We start from the raw sequence: 20,847 nt of genomic DNA, 5'->3' as shown, positions 1-20,847 counted from the left end.
GCAGGTGGGGTTCATGGATCACATACGTTTCAACTTCATTGCCGTGGACTACCTGGTGTACTCCGATGAAGTGTTGAACAACATCCTCGAGTCCTATCCCATCGGCCTGATACTCAGCGTATTGGCACTGACCACCCTGCTGCTGACCCTGACCCTGAGCAAGCCGCTGTGCCAGGCGCTGAATGCACCCTTGCCCAGCTGGCGTCAACGCCTGGCAAGCCTCGGCGTCCTGGCGCTGCTCGCCGGCAGTTGTTCGCTGTTGATCAACCAGGACCTGCCCCGTGGCCAGGGTGGCAATGCCTATGCCCGGGAACTGGCCAGTAACGGCCCTTATCAATTTTTTGCCGCGTTTCGCAACAACGAGCTGGATTACCCGCAGTTCTACGCCAGCCTGGGCGAAGGTGACTCCAGCCAGCTGATCCGCGCCGAGCTGCAAGAGCCCAATGCCCGCTTCATTGATCAAGAACCCATGGGCATTCGCCGGGAAATTACCCGTTCAGGCAGCCCACGTACGCCCAACATCGTCCTGGTCACTATCGAGAGCCTGAGCGCCAAATACCTGGGTAGCAACGGTGACACCCGCAACCTCACACCCAACCTCGATGCGCTACGTAAACAGAGCCTGTACTTCAACAACTTCTATGCCACTGGCACCCGTACCGACCGAGGGCTGGAGGCGATCACCCTGTCGATGCCGCCAACGCCCGGGCGTTCGATCGTCAAGCGCATCGGTCGTGAAAGCGGCTTCGCCAGCCTCGGCCAGCAGTTGTCCGAGGTCGGTTATGACAGCGTGTTCGTCTATGGTGGCCGCGGCTACTTCGACAACATGAACGCGTTCTTCAGCGGCAACGGTTACCGAGTCGTCGACCAGAGCAGCGTCGCTGAGTCAGACATCCGTTTCAAGAACGCCTGGGGCATGTCCGATGAAGACCTTTACACCCAGGCGATCAAGCTTGCGGATACCGATCATGACAATCAGGTACCGTTCTTCCTGCAATTGATGACCACCTCCAACCATCGCCCCTACACCTTCCCCGAAGGACGCATCGACATTGCATCAGGCAATGGCCGTGATGGCGCAGTGAAATACACCGATTATGCAATCGGACGCTTCCTGGAGCAGGCACGCCAAAAGCCCTGGTTCGACAACACCCTATTCATCTTCGTCGCCGACCACACCGCTGGCAGTGCCGGCAAGGAAGACCTTCCGGTAAGCAATTATCAGATCCCGCTATTCATCTATGCACCGAAGATGATCGCGCCGCGTGAGGAGGCGAAGCTGGCCAGCCAGATTGACCTCGCACCGACTCTGCTGGGCCTGTTGAACATGAGCTACACCTCGACCTTCTTCGGTCGCGACCTGACGCTCGAAGACCGCCTGCCACCGCGCGTGCTGATCGGAAACTACCAGCACCTGGGCCTGTTTGACGGTCAGGACCTTGCCATTCTCAGCCCACGCGAGGGCATGCGCCGACACAATCAGGCCCTGGGTGAAAGCCAGGAGGTGAGCAGTAGCAAGAGCGACCCGTTGATCCAGCGCGCAATCGCCTTCTATCAGGTCGCCAGCTACGGCTTCAGCCAGCACCTGCTCGACTGGGTGCCTGGGCCAAACGAGCGCACGGCGAGCAAAGACTGATAGCCCGGTCCCTTCCGGTCAGGCTCTGGCTGCACGCCAGAGCTTGGCAAAAACCGCAACCACCGCCAACACCACAGCACCGGCGACAATCCCCACCCCAGCATTGAGCAGCGTGCTGGTCAGCACCCCGCCGCGGCCTTCGCTAAAGGCCTCAATGGCATGATGCAGCGGCGCCACGCCATGCACCAGGATCCCGCCACCGACCAGAAACATCGCCGCAGTGCCAATCACCGACAGGCTTTTCATCATGTACGGCGCCGCCCGCAGGATGCCATTACCGATGGCCTTGGCCGCACTGGAGGCCTTCTGGGTCAACCACAGGCCCAGGTCATCGAGTTTGACGATACCGGCCACCAGGCCATAAACACCGATGGTCATGACGATGGCTATGCCCGAGAGCACGATGATTTGTTGGGTCAGCGGCGCATCGGCGACCGTACCCAAGGTGATGGCGATGATCTCGGCCGAAAGGATGAAATCGGTGCGCACCGCGCCCTTGATCTTGCCTTGCTCGAAAGCCACAAGATCAACCGCAGGATCAGCCACCGCCTCGCTGAGCGCCGCGTGCTCGGCCTGGTCCTCTTCCTTGTTGTGCAGAAACTTGTGCGCAAGCTTCTCAAAACCCTCGAAGCACAAAAAGGCGCCACCGAGCATCAGCAGCGGTGTCACCGCCCAGGGAATGAAAGCACTGATCAACAGCGCTGCCGGCACCAGGATCAGTTTGTTCAGAAACGATCCCTTGGCCACGGCCCAGACCACTGGGATTTCCCGCTCGGCACGCACGCCTGTGACCTGCTGAGCATTGAGCGCCAGGTCGTCGCCCAGCACCCCTGCGGTCTTCTTTGCCGCGACCTTGGTCATTACCGAGACATCGTCGAGTACCGTGGCGATATCGTCGATCAATACCAGAAGACTGCTTCCTGCCATGTTTGCCTGATTCCAGCGGGTTGAGAGGGCCACAGTCTAGCGCAAAGTCGCCACCTTGAGCCGCTTGCAAACGCGGTGCTACCATGCGCAACCGCCCTTTCAGGCCCGGTGCCGCCAGCGGCCAGACACGAGGAACAGCGTCAACCATGAGCAGCATTCGCGAGCGCAACAAAGAACTGATCCTGCGCGCGGCCAGTGAAGAGTTTGCCGACAAGGGCTTCGCTGCTACCAAGACCAGCGACATCGCGGCCAAAGCCGGCTTGCCCAAGCCCAATGTCTACTACTACTTCAAGTCCAAGGAAAACCTCTACCGCGAGGTCCTGGAAAGCATCATTGAGCCGATCATGCAGGCGTCCACGCCGTTCAACGCTGACGGCGAGCCCAAAGAGGTATTGAGCGCCTACATCCGCTCCAAGGTGCGCATCTCCCGCGACCTGCCGTTCGCCTCCAAGGTGTTCGCCAGCGAGATCATGCACGGCGCGCCGCACTTGAGCGCAAGCCAGGTCGAGCAGCTCAACGACCAGGCCCGGCACAACATCGAGTGCATCCAGGCCTGGATCGACCGCGGCCAGATCGCCCCGCTCGACCCGCACCATTTGATGTTCAGCATCTGGGCGGCGACCCAGACCTACGCCGACTTCGACTGGCAGATCTCGGTGGTCACCGGCAAGGCCAAGCTCGACGACAGCGATTATGAAGCGGCGGCGCAGACCATCATTCGCCTGGTCCTCAAGGGGTGTGAGCCGGACGCTTGATCCATGGTGCATTCATCGCGGGGCAAGCCCGCTCCCACAGGGTTCCATTGATCTGTGTGGGAGCGGGCTTGCCCCGCGATAAATTTTAAGCGGCTACACCCGCATCCGCCGTCAACCCCGCCTCCTCGATCGCACTGATCGCGCATTGTTCGTCGATATCCGACGTGTCGCCACTGATGCCGATTGCCCCCAGCACCACGCCCTGCTGATTGCGAATCAGCACCCCACCCGGCGCCGGTACCACCGGGCTTTGACCCAAACCATTTAGCGCGGCGAAGAACGCCGGGCGCTGTTGCGCGTCCAGTGCCAGCAGGCGCGAGCCCTTGCCCAGGGCAATCGCGCCCCAGGCCTTGCCGATCGCCACTTGCGGACGCAGCAGACTGGCGCCGTCCTCACGCTGCAGGGCCAGCAGGTGCCCGCCGTTATCCAGCACCGCCACGGTCAATGGCGCGGAAGAGATCTTGCGCCCGGCAACCAGCGCAGCGTTCACCAGGTTGACAGCAACTTTCAAGGTCAAAGCATTCATGGAAAGGTCCTCTTGTGGTTAGAAGCCCTGAGGGCAGGTGTAAAAATCAATAGAACAAATAGAACACAATGGTAAATATTTTTGTATACAATAATTTAATCGATACGAGCCAATTCTGACGAAATGCCATTTTTAAAGGCTTCCCGACGAAAGCGCCTATCGCTGATGAAAATGGATTGACCAGAGTCGCCTGGCATGAATACACTCTGGTGAAAAGCCATTTGTATACAATTACAAAATCAAAGAGGCACAAAACCATGAGCAAAATGAGAGCAATCGATGCAGCCGTTCTGGTGATGCGCCGCGAAGGTGTGGAAACCGCGTTTGGCATTCCGGGTGCAGCCATCAACCCCCTGTACTCGGCCCTGAAAAAAGTCGGCGGTATCGATCACGTCCTCGCTCGTCACGTTGAAGGCGCCTCGCACATGGCCGAGGGCTACACCCGCACCAAGGCCGGCAACATCGGCGTGTGCATCGGCACCTCGGGCCCTGCCGGCACCGACATGGTCACCGGCCTGTACAGTGCCTCGGCCGACTCCATCCCGATCCTGTGCATCACCGGCCAGGCGCCGCGTGCCCGTATGCACAAGGAAGATTTCCAGGCCGTCGACATCACCAGCATCGTCAAACCGGTGACCAAGTGGGCGACCACCGTTCTGGAGCCCGGCCAGGTGCCGTACGCGTTCCAGAAAGCCTTCTATGAAATGCGCTCCGGCCGCCCAGGCCCGGTGCTGATCGACCTGCCGTTCGACGTGCAGATGGCCGAGATCGAATTCGATATCGACGCCTACCAGCCGCTGCCAGTGCAAAAGCCTGCGGCCAACCGCATCCAGGTCGAGAAGGCCCTGGCCATGCTCGACAGCGCCGAGCGCCCGTTGCTGGTGGCCGGTGGCGGCATCATCAACGCCGATGCCTGTGACAAGCTGGTGGAATTCGCTGAGCTGACCGGTATTCCGGTGATCCCGACCCTGATGGGCTGGGGCATCATCCCTGACGATCACCCGCTGATGGTGGGCATGGTTGGCCTGCAGACCTCGCACCGCTACGGCAACGCGACGATGCTCAAATCCGACGTAGTGCTGGGTATCGGCAACCGTTGGGCCAACCGTCACACCGGCTCGGTCGATGTCTACACCGAAGGCCGCCGCTTCATTCACGTCGATATCGAACCGACCCAGATCGGCCGGGTGTTCACCCCGGACCTGGGTATCGTTTCCGACGCGGGCGCCGCCCTGGAGGTGTTCCTCGAAGTTGCCCGCGAATGGAAAGCCGCAGGCAAGCTCAAGGACCGCAGCGCCTGGCTCGAAGACTGCCAGCAGCGCAAGTCGAGCCTGCAGCGCAAGACCCACTTCGACAACGTGCCGGTCAAGCCGCAGCGCGTTTACCAGGAGATGAACCAGGTCTTCGGCAAGGACACCTGCTACGTCAGCACCATCGGTCTGTCGCAGATCGCCGGCGCGCAGTTCCTCCACGTGTACAAGCCGCGTCACTGGATCAACTGCGGCCAGGCAGGCCCTTTGGGCTGGACCATCCCTGCCGCCCTGGGTGTGGTCAAGGCCGACCCGAGCCGCAAAGTCGTGGCGTTGTCCGGTGACTATGACTTCCAGTTCATGATCGAAGAGCTGGCAGTGGGCGCGCAGTTCAACCTGCCCTACGTCCACGTGCTGGTGAACAACTCCTACCTGGGGCTGATCCGTCAGGCGCAGCGCGGCTTCGAGATGGACTACTGCGTGCAACTGGCGTTCGAGAACATCAATGCGCCAGAGCTCAACGGTTATGGCGTCGATCATGTCGCCGTGGTCGAAGGCCTGGGCTGCAAGGCCCTGCGTGTCACCGAGCCAGGGCAGATCGCCCCGGCATTGCTCAAGGCGCAGAAACTGGCTGAAGAGTTCAAGGTACCGGTGGTGGTCGAGGTTATCCTCGAGCGCGTGACCAACATTTCCATGGGCACCGAAATCAACGCGGTCAACGAATTCGAAGACCTGGCCCTGGTCGGCAACGACGCGCCAACCGCGATTTCTCTGCTCGACTGATCGCCGCGAAGGCCCTGCTGCCCAGCGCACAGGGCCCCATTTTGCAAGGAGACAACCATGCCACGTTTCGCCGCCAACCTGTCCATGCTGTTCACCGAGCAGGACTTTCTCGCCCGTTTCAAGGCTGCAGCCGACGCAGGCTTCAGCGGTGTCGAGTACCTGTTCCCGTACGACTTCAGCTCGGCTGAAATCAAGCAGCAGCTCGATGCCCACGGCCTGACCCAGGTGCTGTTCAACCTGCCAGCCGGCGACTGGGCCAAAGGTGATCGCGGCATCGCCTGCGACCCGGCTCGGGTCGAGGAGTTTCGCGCCGGTGTCGACCTGGCCATCGCCTACGCCCAGGTGCTGGGCAACACCCAGGTCAACTGCCTGGCCGGCATCCGCCCGCAAGGCCCGGACTGCGCCAGTGTGCGCAAGACCTTCGTCGACAACCTCAAGTTTGCCGCCGACAAGCTGCAAACCGCCGGGATCAAGCTGGTCATGGAAATGATCAACACCCGCGACATCCCTGGCTTCTACCTGAACACCACCCAGCAAGCGCTGGACATCCAGGCTGAAGTCGGCAGCAGCAACCTGTTCCTGCAGTACGACATCTACCACATGCAGATCATGGAAGGGGACCTTGCCCGTACCGTGCAAAGCAACCTGGCCAAGATCAACCACATCCAGCTGGCCGATAACCCTGGGCGCAACGAGCCGGGCACTGGCGAGATCAACTATCGCTTCCTTTTCGAACACCTGGACCGCATCGGTTACCAGGGCTGGGTGGGCTGTGAATACAAGCCGCTGACCACCACCGAAGCGGGCCTTGGCTGGCTGAAGACCCATAACGCGATCTGACCTGCATCCAAACAATTACAAGAGGCATTTCTCATGGCTAAAATCGGATTTCTCGGCACCGGCATCATGGGCCTTCCAATGGCTCAGAACCTGCAAAAGGCCGGCCACAGCCTGTTCGTTTCGACCCACCACGACGCCGCACCCGCCGACCTGATCGCCGCCGGCGCCGTGGCCCTGGCCAACCCCAAAGAAGTGGCCCAGGAAGCCGAGTTCATCATCGTCATGGTGCCCGACACCCCTCAGGTCGAGTCGGTTCTGTTTGGCGCTAACGGTGTTGCTGAAGGCGTGGGCCCGAACAAAGTCGTGATCGACATGAGCTCGATCTCGCCTACCGCCACCAAAGCCTTCGCCGAGAAGATCAAGGCCACCGGTGCCAGCTACCTCGACGCGCCGGTATCGGGCGGTGAAGTCGGTGCCAAGGCCGCGACCCTGAGCATCATGGTCGGTGGCTGCCCGAACGCCTTCGAGCGCGCCCTGCCGCTGTTCCAGGCCATGGGCAAGAACATCACCCGCGTCGGCGGCAACGGTGACGGCCAGACCGCCAAGGTCGCCAACCAGATCATTGTTGCGCTGAACATCCAGGCGGTTGCCGAAGCCCTGCTGTTCGCCGCCAAGAACGGCGCCGACCCTGCCAAAGTGCGTGAAGCGCTGATGGGCGGCTTCGCCTCGTCGAAAATCCTCGAAGTACACGGCGAGCGCATGATCAAAGGCACCTTCGACCCGGGCTTCCGCATCAGCCTGCACCAGAAGGACCTGAACCTGGCCCTGCAAGGCGCCAAGGAACTGAACATCAACCTGCCCAACACCGCCAACGCCCAGCAAGTGTTCAGCACCTGCGCCGCGATCGGCGGCGCCAACTGGGACCATTCGGCATTGATCAAGGGCCTGGAACACATGGCCAACTTCTCGATCCGCGACGACAAGTAAGACCCCGGGCAACACCGCCCCTGGGTCAGCCTGCACGGAGGCGGGCCCAGGGGCGTTTTTGATTCTGAAAAACAATAAGATTGGAGCCTGCCATGTCGCTCGATCCGCAACACTTTCTGCGCGAGCTGTTCGCCACGGCCATCGATGCCGCGCATCCGCGCCAGGTCCTTGAAGCTCACCTGCCGAGCGATCGCAGCGGTCGCGTTATCGTCATAGGCGCCGGCAAAGCCGCCGCGGCCATGGCTGAAGTCGTCGAGCGCGCCTGGAAGGGCCCGGTCTCGGGCCTGGTGGTCACTCGCTACGGTCACGGCGCCAGCTGCTCGAAGATCGAAGTGGTTGAAGCCGCTCACCCGGTCCCGGATGCCGCCGGCCTGGCCGTGGCCAAGCGGGTGCTGGAAATGGTCAGCAACCTCACCGCCGACGACCGGGTGATCTTCCTGCTCTCCGGCGGTGGTTCGGCGCTGCTGGCACTGCCTGCCGAAGGCCTGACCCTGGCCGACAAGCAACAGCTCAACAAAGCCCTGCTCAAGTCCGGCGCCACCATTGGCGAGATGAACTGCGTACGCAAGCACCTCTCGGCGATCAAGGGCGGACGCCTGGCCAAGGCCTGCTGGCCAGCCACCGTCTACACCTATGCGATTTCCGATGTACCGGGCGACCTGGCCACAGTCATCGCCTCCGGCCCCACCGTGGCCGACCCGAGCACCTCGGCACAAGCCCTGGCGATCCTCAAGCGCTACAACATTGAAGCGCCAGCAGCGGTTACCGCCTGGCTGAACAACCCCGCATCAGAGACCGTCAAGGCCGATGACCCGGCCCTGGCCCGCAGCCACTTCCAGCTCATCGCCCGGCCCCAGCAGTCGCTGGAAGCGGCGGCGGTCAAAGCCCGTCAGGCCGGTTTCAGCCCGCTGATCCTCGGCGACCTGGAAGGCGAGTCGCGCGAGGTGGCCAAGGTTCATGCCGGCATCGCCCGGCAGATCGTCCTGCACGGCCAACCGCTGTCGCCGCCCTGCGTGATCCTCTCCGGTGGCGAGACCACCGTGACCGTGCGCGGCAATGGCCGTGGCGGGCGCAACGCCGAGTTCCTGCTGAGCCTGACCGAAAGCCTCAAGGGCCTGCCCGGGGTTTACGCCCTGGCCGGTGACACCGATGGCATCGACGGTTCCGAAGACAACGCCGGCGCCCTGATGACCCCGGACAGCTACGCCCGCGCCACAGCCCTGGGCCTGTCGGCCAGCGACGAGCTGGACAACAACAACGGCTACGGCTACTTCGCCGCGCTGGATGCGCTGATCGTCACCGAACCGACCCGAACCAACGTCAACGATTTTCGCGCCATCCTGATCCTTGAGAATGCCAACCATGACGCCTGATAAAAAAGTCAAAATCCTTGCCACCCTCGGCCCCGCGACCAAGGGCATCGACGACATCCGCCAGTTGGTCGAGGCCGGGGTGAACATCTTCCGTCTCAACTTCAGCCACGGCGAACATGCCGACCACGCGATGCGCTACCAATGGATCCGCGAGGTGGAAAGCCAGCTCAACTACCCGCTGGGCATCCTCATGGACCTGCAGGGGCCGAAGCTGCGCGTCGGCCGCCTCGCCGACGGCAAGGTGCAACTGCAACGCGGCCAGGCCTTGCGCCTGGATTTGGACAGCACCCCAGGTGACACACGCCGGGTCAACCTGCCGCACCCGGAAATCATCGCCGCCCTGGAGCCAGGCATGGACCTGCTGGTCGATGACGGCAGGCTGCGCCTGCGGGTGACCGCCAAGCACAGTGACGCGATCGACACCCAAGTGCTCAACGGCGGCGAGCTGTCCGACCGTAAAGGGGTCAACGTGCCCCAGGCAGTGCTCGACCTCAGCCCGCTGACCGCCAAGGATCGCCGCGACCTGAGCTTCGGCCTGGAACTGGGCGTGGACTGGGTGGCGCTGTCGTTTGTGCAGCGCCCGGAGGATATCGTCGAAGCGCGGCAACTGATCGGTGATCGCGCTTACCTGATGGCCAAGATCGAGAAGCCCTCGGCGGTCACTCAATTGCGTGCCATCGCCGAGCTCAGTGACGCGATCATGGTTGCCCGCGGCGACCTGGGCGTGGAGGTGCCGGCCGAAAGCGTGCCGCAGATCCAGAAGAGCATCATCAACACCTGCCGCGAGCTGGGTAAACCGGTGGTAGTGGCCACGCAGATGCTCGAGTCTATGCGCTTCTCCCCGGCCCCGACCCGCGCCGAAGTCACCGACGTGGCCAACGCTGTGGCCGAAGGCGCCGATGCGGTGATGCTGTCGGCTGAAACCGCGTCGGGTGACTACCCGCTGGAAGCCGTGCAGATGATGAGCAAAATCATCCGCCAGGTAGAGAATGGCCCGGACTACCAGGCGCAACTGGACGTTGGTCGGCCGAAAGCCGAAGCCACTGTGTCGGATGCCATCAGCTGCGCCATCCGCCGCATCAGCGGAATCCTGCCGGTGGCGGTGCTGGTCAACTACAGCGAATCAGGGGCGTCGACCCTGCGCGCTGCACGTGAGCGGCCACGGGCGCCGATCCTCAACCTGACGCCGAACCTGTCCACCGCCCGGCGCCTGAGCGTGGCCTGGGGGGTGCATTCGGTGGTCAACGATCGCCTGCGCCAGGTCGACGAGATCTGCTCCACCGCCCTGGAAATCGCCCAGGCCCAGGGCATGGCCAGCCGTGGCGATACGCTGTTGATCACAGCCGGTGTGCCTTTTGGCAAGCCGGGGTCGACTAACACGCTGCGGATCGAAACCTTGATCTGAGCTGAACCCCATCGCTGGCAAGCCAGCTCCCACAGGTGCTGTGTAACCCGAACCTGTGGGAGCTGGCTTGCCAGCGATGAGGCCAGAGCGGCCAACAACAATCCAGGTGGGACAACCCGGCCCAAAGATGCGCCCCACTCCCCCTCACCCCAGACTGCCCCCCATGTACACCAAGAATTTCGTCAACCCGTGCCCCGACTGGGCCACGGCCTTGCTCAACGGCTTCAGCCAGGTTCTGCTGCAGCGCAATCCACTGTGTGGCCTGTGCTGCCTGCTGGCCATTACCCTGACCGCGCCCGACCTGGTCGGCGGCGCCTTGCTTGGCGCCTTGGCCGGGCTGCTGACGGCCCAGCGCCGCGGCTATGACCGCGCCGATCGCCAGGCCGGCCTGTACAGTTACAACGGCGTGCTGATTGGCCTGTTGATCAGCCACGCGCTGCCCTGGTCGGCAATCTTGCCGCCTTTGATCATCGCCGCCGGCGGCCTGAGCAGCATGCTCGTGCACCAGTGGCTCAAGCGCGCTGGCCCCGGGCAACTGTTGCCCGCCTATACCGCCCCGTTCGTACTGCTCGGCTGGGCGACCCTGGCCATGGCTGAACCGGCCAGCGCCAGCAGCAACGGTGTCGACGCCAACCCGTTGTTTGCCCTGGCCCGTGGCCTGGGGCAGATTTTTTTGCTTGATCAGCCGCTGGCCGGGGTATTGATCGCCAGCGGCCTGCTGATCGCCAACCGCTATGCCGCGCTCTGGGCACTGCTCGGCTCGGCCATCGGCGGCAGCGTGGCATTGCTCGGTGGCGAGACCCTGGCCGCCTACAACGGCCTGTTCGGCTTCAATGCCGCCCTCGCCGCCCTGGCCTTCAGCCAGGAGCGCCAGCGCCCGTGGCTGCCATTGCTGGCCATCATCCTGGCGATTGCCCTGCAACCGGCCTTGGGCCTGCTACCGGTGGCCGGGCTGACCGCGCCCTTTGTGCTGGCCTGCTGGCTGCTGCTGGGCGCCGGTCGCCTGCTACGCCTGTCGGCCTCCCACAACCGGCGTCGCTTGCACAGCTGAGGTGCAGCCCCTAGGCTCTGCCCATCTGCCTTTGGAACGCGCCTATGGATACCCCCTCGAGCTGGCGAGAACGGCTCTATGTCATTGTCTTTCAAACCGATACTGTCGCCGGTCGGCGCTTTGACAGCATCCTGCTGCTGATCATCTTCGCAAGCCTGGTCACGGTGATCCTCGACAGCATCGATCAGGTGCACCAGAGTTACGCCGGGCTGCTGGCTATCATCGAGTGGGGCTTTACCGCGATCTTCCTGGTCGAGTACCTGATCCGCCTGTACTGCTCACCCAAGCCACTGCGTTATGCCTTCAGCTTTTACGGGCTGGTCGATCTGCTGGCAATCGTGCCGGGGATCATCGCCCTGTATTACAGCGATGCCCAATACCTGCTGATCATTCGTGTCATCCGGATGCTGCGGATCTTTCGCGTGCTCAAGCTCAGCCCCTACCTCAAGCAGGCCCATTACCTGCTTGCCGCGCTACGGGGCAGCAAACAGAAGATCATCGTCTTTTTGCTCAGCGTCTCGACCCTGGTCACCGTGTTCGGCACCCTGATGTACGTGGTCGAAGGCCCTGAGCATGGCTTTACCAGCATCCCCAAGGGCATCTACTGGGCCATCGTCACCCTGACCACCGTCGGCTTTGGCGACATCGTACCCAAGACGCCACTGGGCCAGGTGCTGTCGTCGATGGTGATGATCACCGGTTACTCGATCATCGCCGTGCCCACCGGGATTTTTACTGCCGAGCTTGCCAACGCCATGCGCGGCGAACAGCTGCAGCACGACTGCCCGGTGTGCCGGAAAAACAGCCATGAGCACGGCGCCGCGTTCTGCTCACGCTGTGGCAATGCGTTGTTTAAGAAAATGGAATAAGCAAAGCACTTTTTAATCTTTTAGTGCCTAAAGCCCAACCGTTATAGTCGCTGGCATAATGCCTTTTACGCCAACTCGAACAAGGAATGCGCAGTGAAAAAACTCTTCAGTGCCTCGCTTCTGGCCGCAGGCCTGGCCTTCGGTGCCCTCGCCCAGGCCGCTCCCGCGCCGTTGCTGAACGTCTCGTACGATGTCATGCGCGACTTCTACAAGGACTACAACGCCGCATTCCAGAAGCACTGGGAAGCCGAGCACAAAGAGAAGATCACCGTACAGATGTCGTTCGGCGGTTCGAGCAAGCAAGCGCGCTCGGTGATCGACGGCCTGCCGGCTGACGTCATCACCATGAACATGGCCACCGACATCAACGCCCTGGCCGACCACGGCAAGCTGGTGCCGGACAACTGGGTCACGCGTCTGCCGAACAACAGCGCGCCATTCACCTCGGCCACTGTATTCATCGTCCGCAAGGGCAACCCCAAGGCCCTCAAAGACTGGCCCGATCTGCTCAAGGACGGCGTCCAGGTCATCGTGCCGAACCCGAAAACCTCCGGCAACGGCCGCTATACCTACCTCTCGGCCTGGGGCTACGTGCTCAAGAACGGCGGTGACGAAAACAAGGCCAAGGACTTTGTCGGCAAACTGTTCAAGCAGGCACCCGTGCTCGATACCGGTGGCCGCGCCGCGACCACTACCTTCATGACCAACCAGATTGGCGATGTGCTGGTGACCTTCGAGAACGAAGCCGAAATGATCGCCCGCGAGTTCGGTCGTGATCAGTTCGAAGTGATCTACCCAAGCGTGTCCGCCGAGGCCGAGCCGCCGGTGAGCGTGGTCGACAAGGTGGTCGACAAGAAAGGCAGCCGCGCCACCGCCGAGGCTTACCTTAAGTACCTGTGGTCGCCAGAGGCCCAGGAAATTGCCGCCAACAACTACCTGCGCCCACGTGATGCGACGGTGCTGGCCAAGTACACCGACCGTTTCCCGAAAGTCGACTTCCTCTCGGTGGAGAAGACCTTCGGCGACTGGCGCACCGTGCAGAAAACCCACTTCAATGATGGCGGGATCTTTGACCAGATCTACACCGGGCAGTAAGCCTGATTGCTTTAACGCCAGGGGGCATCGGTGCTAAAGTCGCGCCCATGAACCGCGCCCCCTCCAACCGCCCGCTGATTGCCTGGACCTTGTACTTCTGTGTCCTGTTCAATCTGTTCGCCTGCGGTATCGGTCACGGGCAGATGATGGGCCTGCAGCTCAACGGTATCGGCGGCGCCTATTGCTCGGCCATGGGCGGCGCCGGGCCGACACTGAAAAGCGATTTCGGTGATCAGTCCATCGCCGGCTGGGACAGCATGCAGACCTGCCCGGTGTGCGCAGCGGCAGTGGTCTGCCTGAGCCTTGTGCTGGTCATCGGCTGGCTGCTGGCCGTCACTCGCGTACGTCGCTACCAACGCGAACTGCGTAGCAAGGCGCCACCGCGTTATTGCTGGCCCGCCGCCAATCCCCGCGCCTCCCCGCCTCTGGCTTGAACCTCCTGGCAGCTCCCCGGGCTGCCTGATACCGGCCGTTTTCTGCTGCGCCTGCCTGACAGGTGCAAGCGGCCGCTGGCTCAATTTCCAGAGTGTGATTCATGCCCTACTCCTATCGCCTTTCCGGTTGCGCGGCGCTGCTGTGCGCGCTGTCCTTCCAAGCTGTGGCCGAGGCGCCGCTGACCCTGCCTGACCTGCGCATCAACAGCCGTATTGATGCCGAAGACGGCGTGCTGCTCGACACCCCTTCGCAAACCGGCTCACGCCTTGGCCTTACCCCGCGCGAAACCCCGGCGTCGGTGAACATCGTCAACCGCCAGCAGATCCAGCAGCGCGGCGCCCAGACCACCCAGGACGTGCTCAACGGCGTGCCTGGCATGACCGCCGCCTCACCGCCAGGCTCTGCGGGTTCGGTGGCCTACCGGGGCTTTTCCGGGGCGCAGATCACCCAGCTGTTCAACGGCATCAGCGTGCAGTACGACGCGATTGCCGCGCGCCCGGTGGACAGCTGGATCTATGACCGGGTCGAAGCCGTCGGCGGGCCATCGAGCTTCCTGTTCGGCGCCGGCGCCGTCGGCGGCTCGATCAACTACATCACCAAGCTGGCCAGCCGTGACGAGAACTTCAACGAAGGCAGAATCAAATACGGCTCCTATGACAGCAGCGAAACCTCGTTCGGCTTCAACCATGCCTTGAACGACGGCGACGGCATCCGCAACTACGCACGCCTGGATTTCAGCCACAGCAAGAGCAACGGCTACGTCGATCGCGAAGAGCGCGATGCCTGGACCGTGGCGTTCTCGCTGCTCACCGACATCAACGACCAGCTGTCCCACACCCTGGCCCTGGAGTACCAGAACGAAACCGTCGACAGCCCCTACTGGGGCAGCCCGGTGCTCAACCCGCTGGGCGGCGAAATGAAGGTCGACGAGAACCGCCGCTTCGAGAACTACAACGTTGAGGACGGTCGCTACGAGCAGCGCGTGCGCTGGCTGCGCTCGATCACCGAGTACCGCGTAAGCGACGACACTTCGCTGCGCAACACCCTGTACCACTACAACACCGAGCGTAACTTCCGTAACCTTGAAACCTACGCCTACAACGCCGACAACAGCCGGGTAAACCGCTCCAACGCACTGCTGCAACGCCATGACCAGGAGCTCAACGGCAACCGCTTCGAGCTGCTGCACGAGGGCCAGTTGTTCGGCCTGGGCAGCCAGTGGTCGGCGGGCCTGGATTACAGCCACAACGTGCAGATGACCTACCCGCGTTCGGTCACCGGTATTTTCGACAGCGTCGACCCGGCCAGCTTCGAGCCCGGGCATTTCTATGATTTGAACGGCATGCTTCCCGGTTATCAGAAGAACCGCGAGAACACCGTCGACACCTGGGCCGCATTCGTAGAGAACCGCCTGCAACTGACCGAGCGCCTGTCGCTGCTCACCGGTTTGCGCTACGACCATATCGACCTTCAGGTGCACAACTACCGCACAGTGGATGCCAATAATCCGCTGGACTTCCAACGCAGCTACGAACCAACCACCGGGCGCATCGGCCTGGTCTTTGAGCTGACCCCCGCAGCCAACGTTTACGTGCAGTACAGCACTGCCGCAGACCCACCTTCGGGCATGCTCAGCACCGCCAGTTTTAGCTCGGTACGCAACTTCGACCTGAGCACCGGCAAACAACTGGAAGTGGGCAGCAAGTTCAGCTTCCTCGAGGGCCGTGGCGCCGCCACCGTCGCCGCCTACCACATCGAGCGCAAGAACCTGGCCACTGCCGATGCCGCCAACCCCAGCGTCACCCAGCCGGTGGGCAAGCAGTCTTCGCGCGGGGTCGAGGTGGCCGCCTCGCTGCACGTCACACCTAAACTGCTGGCTGAGGGCAACTTTGCCTATGTCGACGCTCAGTACGACGAGTTCAACGAGAACGTCGGCGGACGCTCGATCTCGCGCAAGGGCAACACCCCGACCAATATCCCCGAGCGGGTCGCCAACCTGTGGCTGACCTACGATATCGACCCCAGCTGGCAGGTCGGCGCCGACAGCCGCTATGTGTCGTCGGTGTATGCCGATGCGGCCAATACCCGCTATGCACCGGCGTACACCATCTTCGGCGCCTTCGTCGGCTACAAGGTCGATGACGACACGCGCATCACTGCCCGGGTGCGTAACCTGACCGACGAAGTGTACGCCCGCTGGACTTCCTCGAGCATGCTCTACCTGGGAGCCCCGCGCACCCTGGAGCTGGCCGTGCAGACGCGCTTCTAGGACGCCACCGATGAGACGCTATCTGTACCTGTGGCACCGCTGGCTGGGCATTGGCCTATGCCTGTTCATGGCCCTGTGGTTCTTCTCGGGCATGGTCATGTTGTATGTCGGCTACCCCAAGCTGACCCCACGCGAGCACCTTGCCCACTTGCCGACGCTAAGTTTGCAGGATAGCTACGTTGACCTCGACACTGCCCTGCGCAGTGCCGATGCCGAGCGCAACCCGGCAAGCATCCGCCTGAGCCAGGTGGCCGGCATGCCGCGCTACCTGTTCAGCTATTCGGGCCGCGCCAGCGTGGCCGTGGATGCTGGTAGTGGCCAGCGCCTGCCACCGATCGACCGCGAACAGGCCCTGGCCAGTGCTCGCCAGTACGACCCGGAGGCGACTGCCAGCTATCGCGGCGCAGTGAACGAGGACCTGTGGAGCCACTCCCGCGCCCTGGACGCCGAGCGCCCGTTGCAGCGGGTGCAACTCGACGATGCCGAGCGCACCCTGCTGTACATCTCCGGCAACACCGGCGAAGTGGTGCGTGATGCCAGCGCCATGGAACGCGGCTGGAACCTGGTCGGCGCCTGGCTGCACTGGCTGTACCCGTTGCGCGGCATTGGCGTGGACGGCCTGTGGAGCAACCTGGTGATCTACCTGTCGCTGGCCGGCACGCTGATGGCGCTGCTCGGCGCGGTGATCGGCATCCTCCGTTGGCGCCTGCGCAAGCCCTACCGCAGCGGCTCGCGCTCGCCTTATCGTGGGGTTGCCCGCTGGCACCATATCGGCGGCTTGTTGTTTGGCGTGCTGGCGATCAGCTGGGTCTTCAGCGGGCTGATGTCGATGAACCCGTGGAAACTGTTCAGCAGTTCGGCGCCGTTGAACGTTTCGGCTTATCAAGGCGCTCCGTTGACGGCGGCGGCTTTTCCGCTCTCGGCCGCTGATGCGCTGGCGCGTTTTGATCAGCAAGGCTTCAAGGCCCGTGAACTTGAGTGGCGCTTGATCGGGGGGGCGGGGTATCTGATCGGCCATGAAGGCGCTGGCCGTACCCGGGTGCTGTCGATGGCCGACGGCCAGGTGCTGGAGCGCTTGCCGCTGGAGGTGCTGGAACGTGCGGCTCAAGCGATTTTGCCCCAGGGCCGGATGCACAGCGAACAGCTTGAAGCCTACGACTTCTACTACTACGCCAGGGCCGAGCAGAGCATGCTCGGCCACCTGGAAAAGCGCTTGCCGGTGTTGCGCGTACGCGTTGATGACCCACAGCAGACCTGGCTGCACCTGGACCTGTACACCGGCGAGGTGCTGGGTGTACTGGATCAGCCCCGGCGCGTGTCGCGCTGGTTGTTTTCGTTGCTGCACAGCTGGGACTGGCTGCCCCTGCTGCAACAGCGACCATTGTGGGATGCCTGGATGATTGCCTTCAGCCTGGGCGGGTTGGTGCTCAGTGTCAGTGGTGTGGTGCTGGGCTGGCGGCGATTGAGCAAATAATCGGCATCTAGCTGGATTTGAACACCAGGGCCTTGAGCCCACCCGCCGGATCGCTATCGGGGAACTCCGGCGGGTTGGCCAGGCGTTCGACAAAAGCCAGCCCCGGCGCTTCGGCGGCCATGCCTTCGATGAGAAAGTCCGGGCCGATTGCCGGGTCGTTGACGCAGGCCAGTACCGTGCCGCCGTCGCTCAACAGTTCCGGCAAGCGGCGCAGGATCTTGCGGTAATCCTGGGTCAGGACAAAGCTGCCTTTCTGGAAGCTTGGCGGGTCGATGATGATCAGGTCATAGGGCCCGGACTTGCGCACCTTGCCCCACGACTTGAACAGCTCATGGCCGAGAAAACTCACCTTGCCCAGGTCATGGCCGTTGAGCCGATGGTTATCGCGCCCGCGGCTCAGCGCCGAACGCGCCATGTCCAGGTTCACCACCTGCTCGGCGCCGCCGGCGATTGCCGCCAGGGAGAACCCGCAGGTGTAGGCGAACAGGTTAAGCACCCGCTTGCCCGGCGCCTGCTCGCGGACCCAGCGCCGGCCATAGCGCATGTCGAGGAACAAACCGGTGTTCTGCTTCAGGCCCAGATCCAGCTGGTAGCGCAGGCCGTCCTCATCGATCAGCCAGTGCTCGCTGGGTGTACCCAGCAACCATTGACCGGGACTGTCCGGCAGGTAGCGGTGCTGGATCAGGATCGCCTGGCCGCTCCAGCAGGGTGCCTCGGCCAGGGCCAGGAGCATCTGTTCCAGCGCCGGCAACTGATCTTCTGGCGGCTGGCGAAACAGCGACACCAGCAACACCCCCTGCAGCCAGTCCACGGTGATCTGCTCCAGCCCCGGCCAGCAGCGCCCACGACCGTGAAACAGACGCCGGGTTTCGGCCGGTGCCGGGTCAAGGGCGGCGAGCAAGTGCTGCTGGAGGGTGTCGATCACAGAGGTCATGGGTACGTTCTATCGGGTAAATCGGTCCATTCTACCCTCCTTGAGCCGGAATCGGCGGGATCCAACTCAGGCAGACAGAAGCATCTACACTAGCAGTCCACCCCTGCGCTGGAGAACGATCATGAGCGACACACCTGCCATTGTCCTGGTCCATGGTTTCTGGGGCGGCGCCGCCCACTGGAGCAAGGTCATCCTCGAGCTGTCACGCCTGGGCCACCGTAACCTGCACGCGGTGGAAATGCCCCTGACCTCACTTGCCGACGACGCCGAGCGCACACGCAAGATGGTCGCCTCGATACCCGGCAAGGTGCTGTTGGTCGGCCATTCCTACGGTGGTGCGGTGATCAGCCAGATGGGCAATCAAGCCAATGTCGCAGGCCTTGTTTATATCGCCGCCTTTGCCCCAGACGATGGCGAAAGCCCCGGCGGCATCACCGGCCAGAACCCGCCAGAAGCTGCACCCAACCTGCAACCGGACGGCGATGGCTACCTGTGGATCAAACCCGAGAAAATGCATGAGAGTTTTTGCCAGGACCTGAGCAAGGATGATGGGCTGATCATGAGCGTGACCCAGAAGGCGCCACTGGCCAGCACCTTCGGCGACACCATCAGCAACCCTGCGTGGAAACACAAACCCAGCTGGTACCAGCTCTCGACCCACGACCGGATGATCCACCCGGACAACCAGAAACGCATGGCTGAACGCATGCGCCCCAAGGAGTTGCTCAAGCTGGACGCCAGCCATGCCTCGCTGGTCTCCAGGGCCGCCGAAGTGGCGGCGCTGATCGACCGCGCCGCCGTCAATCTGGCTTGACCGCAGCCGGCTTGATCGCAGGTTTGAACCACCAGCCTTGCTGCATACCGGCCGCGGCCAGCAGGATCGCGGCCACACCCAGCCATTGCAGCGGCTCAAGGCGATGGCCAAAGGCGAACCAGTCGACGAAGATCGCCGCGATCGGGTAGATGAACGACAAGGCCCCGGTCAAGGCGGTCGGCAGCTTCTGGATCGCGCCGTACAGCAGCACGTACATCACCCCGGTATGCACGATGCCCAGGGTCACAAGGCTGGCCAGCGCGCCGACATCGCCCGGCAGGCCGCGGGTGTTAGCCCAGGGCGCCAGCAGCAGGATGCCGGTGCAGACCTGGATCAGGGCGATCAGGTGCGGCGGGGTACCGCTCAGGCGCTTGATGATCAGCGCCGCCACCGCATACAGAAATGCCGCGCCCAGGGCCAGGGCGATACCCACCAGATAGTCATCGCCACTGCCACCCTGGCTGCCATGGGCACTGACAATTGCCAGCATTCCGACAAAAGACACCGCCAGCCAGAACAGCTTGGGCACGGTGATTTTCTCACCGAGAAACAGCGCCGCCAGGCCCACCAGCATGAACGGCTGAACGTTGTACACCGCAGTGCCGATGGCAATCGACGCACGGGAGTAGGAAGCGAACAGCAGCACCCAGTTGCCGACAATGGCCACACCGCTGAGCACCGCCAGGGCGAAGGTCGTCAGGGTGAGGAGACTGGGCTTGAGAAAGCCCATGGCCAGGCAGATCAGCAGCAGCGTGCCGGCACCGAACACGCAGCGCCAGAACACCACATCCAGCACCGGTTGGCCGGACACCAGTACGAACCAGCCAATGGTCCCGGAAATCAACATCGCGGCGACCATCTCGAACGAACCACGGCGTATTGAACTGTCCATCACTCACCTCCTCGACGATGGACAAATTATGGCAAGGGCGCCAGCGCCCGTTCCAGCGGATAAAACAGGCTAGACTGAACATCTACCTTTACTATCAAGGCAGTTTTCGTCTTTTGCCTAACGAGGCTTGAATGACCGACGATATCGACCAATTGTTGATCAAGGCGCTGATGGAAGACTCGCGACGTTCGCTCAAGGCCCTGGCGCAACTGAGCGGGCTGTCAGCACCCAGCGTCAGTGAACGCCTGCGCCGCCTTGAAGAGCGCGGCGTGCTCAAGGGCTATACGGTGGAGATCGACCCGCGCTGCTTCGGCTACCAGTTGCAGGCCATCGTGCGGGTGCGACCGCTGCCGGGGCAGTTGCAGGAGGTGGAACGGCAGATCATGGCCATCCCCGAGTTCACCGAATGCGACAAGGTGACGGGGGACGACTGCTTCATCGCCCGCCTGCACGTGCGTTCGATGGAAGAGCTCGACACGGTGCTGGACAAGCTCAACAGCCATGCCGAGACCAACACCGCCATCGTCAAGAAGACCCCGGTGAAACGGCGCTTGCCGCCGATGGCCTGAGGGCAGCTATCGCGGGGCAAGCC

At 62.6% G+C, this 20,847-nt stretch carries 19 protein-coding genes; 15 read left to right on the top strand and 4 right to left on the bottom strand.

The features are described from left to right. The coding region (locus tag M5G17_RS18400; RefSeq protein WP_273894349.1) for an LTA synthase family protein at positions 1 to 1,636 on the top strand (1,636 nt) is incomplete at its 5' end. An 18-nt stretch (positions 1,637 to 1,654) separates the two neighbouring features. Here M5G17_RS18400 and M5G17_RS18395 read toward each other — a convergent pair. Beyond that, positions 1,655 to 2,563, bottom strand: coding sequence for a DUF808 domain-containing protein (locus tag M5G17_RS18395; RefSeq protein ID WP_273894348.1), 909 nt, complete (start codon positions 2,561 to 2,563; stop codon positions 1,655 to 1,657). Between the two features lie 146 nt (positions 2,564 to 2,709). On the opposite strand from M5G17_RS18395, the gene M5G17_RS18390 reads away from it, so the two are divergent. After that, positions 2,710 to 3,318, top strand: a complete 609-nt coding sequence (locus M5G17_RS18390) for a TetR/AcrR family transcriptional regulator (RefSeq protein WP_273894347.1) — start codon at positions 2,710 to 2,712, stop codon at positions 3,316 to 3,318. 85 nt (positions 3,319 to 3,403) lie between these two features. On the opposite strand, the gene M5G17_RS18385 is transcribed toward M5G17_RS18390, so the two are convergent. Further along, complete coding sequence (locus M5G17_RS18385; RefSeq protein ID WP_273894346.1) at positions 3,404 to 3,844, bottom strand: GlcG/HbpS family heme-binding protein; 441 nt, start codon at positions 3,842 to 3,844, stop codon at positions 3,404 to 3,406. A gap of 257 nt (positions 3,845 to 4,101) precedes the next feature. Here M5G17_RS18385 and gcl point away from each other — a divergent pair, with 257 nt between their 5' ends. The 11 genes from gcl (at position 4,102) to M5G17_RS18330 (ending at position 17,615) form a co-directional block, all read left to right on the top strand. Next, positions 4,102 to 5,877 (top strand): glyoxylate carboligase, encoded by a 1,776-nt coding sequence (gcl, locus tag M5G17_RS18380; protein ID WP_273894345.1) that lies wholly within the window; start codon positions 4,102 to 4,104, stop codon positions 5,875 to 5,877. Positions 5,878 to 5,934: 57 nt separating this feature from the next. Further along, complete coding sequence (hyi, locus tag M5G17_RS18375) at positions 5,935 to 6,717, top strand: hydroxypyruvate isomerase (RefSeq protein ID WP_273894344.1); 783 nt, start codon at positions 5,935 to 5,937, stop codon at positions 6,715 to 6,717. 33 nt (positions 6,718 to 6,750) lie between these two features. Then, a complete protein-coding gene (locus M5G17_RS18370; RefSeq protein ID WP_273894343.1) occupies positions 6,751 to 7,644 on the top strand; it encodes a 2-hydroxy-3-oxopropionate reductase in 894 nt (297 codons plus the stop codon). A 92-nt stretch (positions 7,645 to 7,736) separates the two neighbouring features. Next, a complete protein-coding gene (locus M5G17_RS18365; protein WP_273894342.1) occupies positions 7,737 to 9,017 on the top strand; it encodes a glycerate kinase type-2 family protein in 1,281 nt (426 codons plus the stop codon). Then, on the top strand, positions 9,007 to 10,422 hold the full coding sequence (gene pyk / locus M5G17_RS18360; protein WP_273894341.1) for a pyruvate kinase: 1,416 nt from the start codon (positions 9,007 to 9,009) through the stop codon (positions 10,420 to 10,422). The genes M5G17_RS18365 and pyk overlap by 11 nt, the downstream gene beginning before the upstream one ends. 163 nt (positions 10,423 to 10,585) lie before the next feature. Next, the gene (locus tag M5G17_RS18355) at positions 10,586 to 11,473 is read left to right on the top strand and encodes an urea transporter (protein ID WP_273894340.1); all 888 of its coding nucleotides are present in this window, start codon (positions 10,586 to 10,588) and stop codon (positions 11,471 to 11,473) included. Positions 11,474 to 11,517: 44 nt separating this feature from the next. Further along, positions 11,518 to 12,342 (top strand): ion transporter, encoded by an 825-nt coding sequence (locus M5G17_RS18350; protein WP_273894339.1) that lies wholly within the window; start codon positions 11,518 to 11,520, stop codon positions 12,340 to 12,342. 93 nt (positions 12,343 to 12,435) lie between these two features. Continuing rightward, positions 12,436 to 13,437, top strand: coding sequence for a sulfate ABC transporter substrate-binding protein (locus M5G17_RS18345; RefSeq protein ID WP_273894338.1), 1,002 nt, complete (start codon positions 12,436 to 12,438; stop codon positions 13,435 to 13,437). Positions 13,438 to 13,484: 47 nt separating this feature from the next. Next, positions 13,485 to 13,871, top strand: a complete 387-nt coding sequence (locus M5G17_RS18340; protein ID WP_273894337.1) for a DUF2946 domain-containing protein — start codon at positions 13,485 to 13,487, stop codon at positions 13,869 to 13,871. Between the two features lie 101 nt (positions 13,872 to 13,972). Continuing rightward, positions 13,973 to 16,141: a TonB-dependent receptor gene (locus tag M5G17_RS18335; protein ID WP_273894336.1), complete on the top strand. Its 2,169-nt coding sequence runs from the start codon at positions 13,973 to 13,975 to the stop codon at positions 16,139 to 16,141. A 10-nt stretch (positions 16,142 to 16,151) separates the two neighbouring features. After that, positions 16,152 to 17,615, top strand: a complete 1,464-nt coding sequence (locus M5G17_RS18330) for a PepSY domain-containing protein (protein ID WP_273894335.1) — start codon at positions 16,152 to 16,154, stop codon at positions 17,613 to 17,615. A 7-nt stretch (positions 17,616 to 17,622) separates the two neighbouring features. Here the strand turns inward: M5G17_RS18330 and M5G17_RS18325 are convergent, their stop codons facing one another. Beyond that, complete coding sequence (locus tag M5G17_RS18325) at positions 17,623 to 18,549, bottom strand: class I SAM-dependent methyltransferase (protein ID WP_273894334.1); 927 nt, start codon at positions 18,547 to 18,549, stop codon at positions 17,623 to 17,625. A gap of 121 nt (positions 18,550 to 18,670) precedes the next feature. On the opposite strand from M5G17_RS18325, the gene M5G17_RS18320 reads away from it, so the two are divergent. After that, positions 18,671 to 19,363, top strand: coding sequence for an alpha/beta hydrolase (locus tag M5G17_RS18320; RefSeq protein ID WP_273894333.1), 693 nt, complete (start codon positions 18,671 to 18,673; stop codon positions 19,361 to 19,363). On the opposite strand, the gene M5G17_RS18315 is transcribed toward M5G17_RS18320, so the two are convergent. Continuing rightward, complete coding sequence (locus tag M5G17_RS18315; protein ID WP_273894332.1) at positions 19,350 to 20,255, bottom strand: DMT family transporter; 906 nt, start codon at positions 20,253 to 20,255, stop codon at positions 19,350 to 19,352. The genes M5G17_RS18320 and M5G17_RS18315 overlap by 14 nt on opposite strands. A gap of 131 nt (positions 20,256 to 20,386) precedes the next feature. On the opposite strand from M5G17_RS18315, the gene M5G17_RS18310 reads away from it, so the two are divergent. Continuing rightward, complete coding sequence (locus M5G17_RS18310) at positions 20,387 to 20,824, top strand: Lrp/AsnC family transcriptional regulator (protein WP_045200368.1); 438 nt, start codon at positions 20,387 to 20,389, stop codon at positions 20,822 to 20,824. The last annotated feature ends 23 nt before the right edge of the window (positions 20,825 to 20,847 follow it).

This window comes from Pseudomonas rubra (genome assembly GCF_028656935.1).
Taxonomy (GTDB): Bacteria; Pseudomonadota; Gammaproteobacteria; order Pseudomonadales; family Pseudomonadaceae; genus Aquipseudomonas; species Aquipseudomonas rubra.
The sequence above is the reverse complement of the archived record's forward strand: the minus strand, read 5'-3'. Positions and strand labels throughout refer to the sequence as shown.

Coding starts and splice junctions, on each gene's coding strand:
- M5G17_RS18395 (WP_273894348.1), bottom strand. CDS start 2,563: ATGGCAGGAAGCAGTCTTCTGGTATTGATCGACGATATCGCCACGGTA.
- M5G17_RS18390 (WP_273894347.1), top strand. CDS start 2,710: ATGAGCAGCATTCGCGAGCGCAACAAAGAACTGATCCTGCGCGCGGCC.
- M5G17_RS18385 (WP_273894346.1), bottom strand. CDS start 3,844: ATGAATGCTTTGACCTTGAAAGTTGCTGTCAACCTGGTGAACGCTGCG.
- gcl (WP_273894345.1), top strand. CDS start 4,102: ATGAGCAAAATGAGAGCAATCGATGCAGCCGTTCTGGTGATGCGCCGC.
- hyi (WP_273894344.1), top strand. CDS start 5,935: ATGCCACGTTTCGCCGCCAACCTGTCCATGCTGTTCACCGAGCAGGAC.
- M5G17_RS18370 (WP_273894343.1), top strand. CDS start 6,751: ATGGCTAAAATCGGATTTCTCGGCACCGGCATCATGGGCCTTCCAATG.
- M5G17_RS18365 (WP_273894342.1), top strand. CDS start 7,737: ATGTCGCTCGATCCGCAACACTTTCTGCGCGAGCTGTTCGCCACGGCC.
- pyk (WP_273894341.1), top strand. CDS start 9,007: ATGACGCCTGATAAAAAAGTCAAAATCCTTGCCACCCTCGGCCCCGCG.
- M5G17_RS18355 (WP_273894340.1), top strand. CDS start 10,586: ATGTACACCAAGAATTTCGTCAACCCGTGCCCCGACTGGGCCACGGCC.
- M5G17_RS18350 (WP_273894339.1), top strand. CDS start 11,518: ATGGATACCCCCTCGAGCTGGCGAGAACGGCTCTATGTCATTGTCTTT.
- M5G17_RS18340 (WP_273894337.1), top strand. CDS start 13,485: ATGAACCGCGCCCCCTCCAACCGCCCGCTGATTGCCTGGACCTTGTAC.
- M5G17_RS18335 (WP_273894336.1), top strand. CDS start 13,973: ATGCCCTACTCCTATCGCCTTTCCGGTTGCGCGGCGCTGCTGTGCGCG.
- M5G17_RS18330 (WP_273894335.1), top strand. CDS start 16,152: ATGAGACGCTATCTGTACCTGTGGCACCGCTGGCTGGGCATTGGCCTA.
- M5G17_RS18325 (WP_273894334.1), bottom strand. CDS start 18,549: ATGACCTCTGTGATCGACACCCTCCAGCAGCACTTGCTCGCCGCCCTT.
- M5G17_RS18320 (WP_273894333.1), top strand. CDS start 18,671: ATGAGCGACACACCTGCCATTGTCCTGGTCCATGGTTTCTGGGGCGGC.
- M5G17_RS18315 (WP_273894332.1), bottom strand. CDS start 20,255: ATGGACAGTTCAATACGCCGTGGTTCGTTCGAGATGGTCGCCGCGATG.
- M5G17_RS18310 (WP_045200368.1), top strand. CDS start 20,387: ATGACCGACGATATCGACCAATTGTTGATCAAGGCGCTGATGGAAGAC.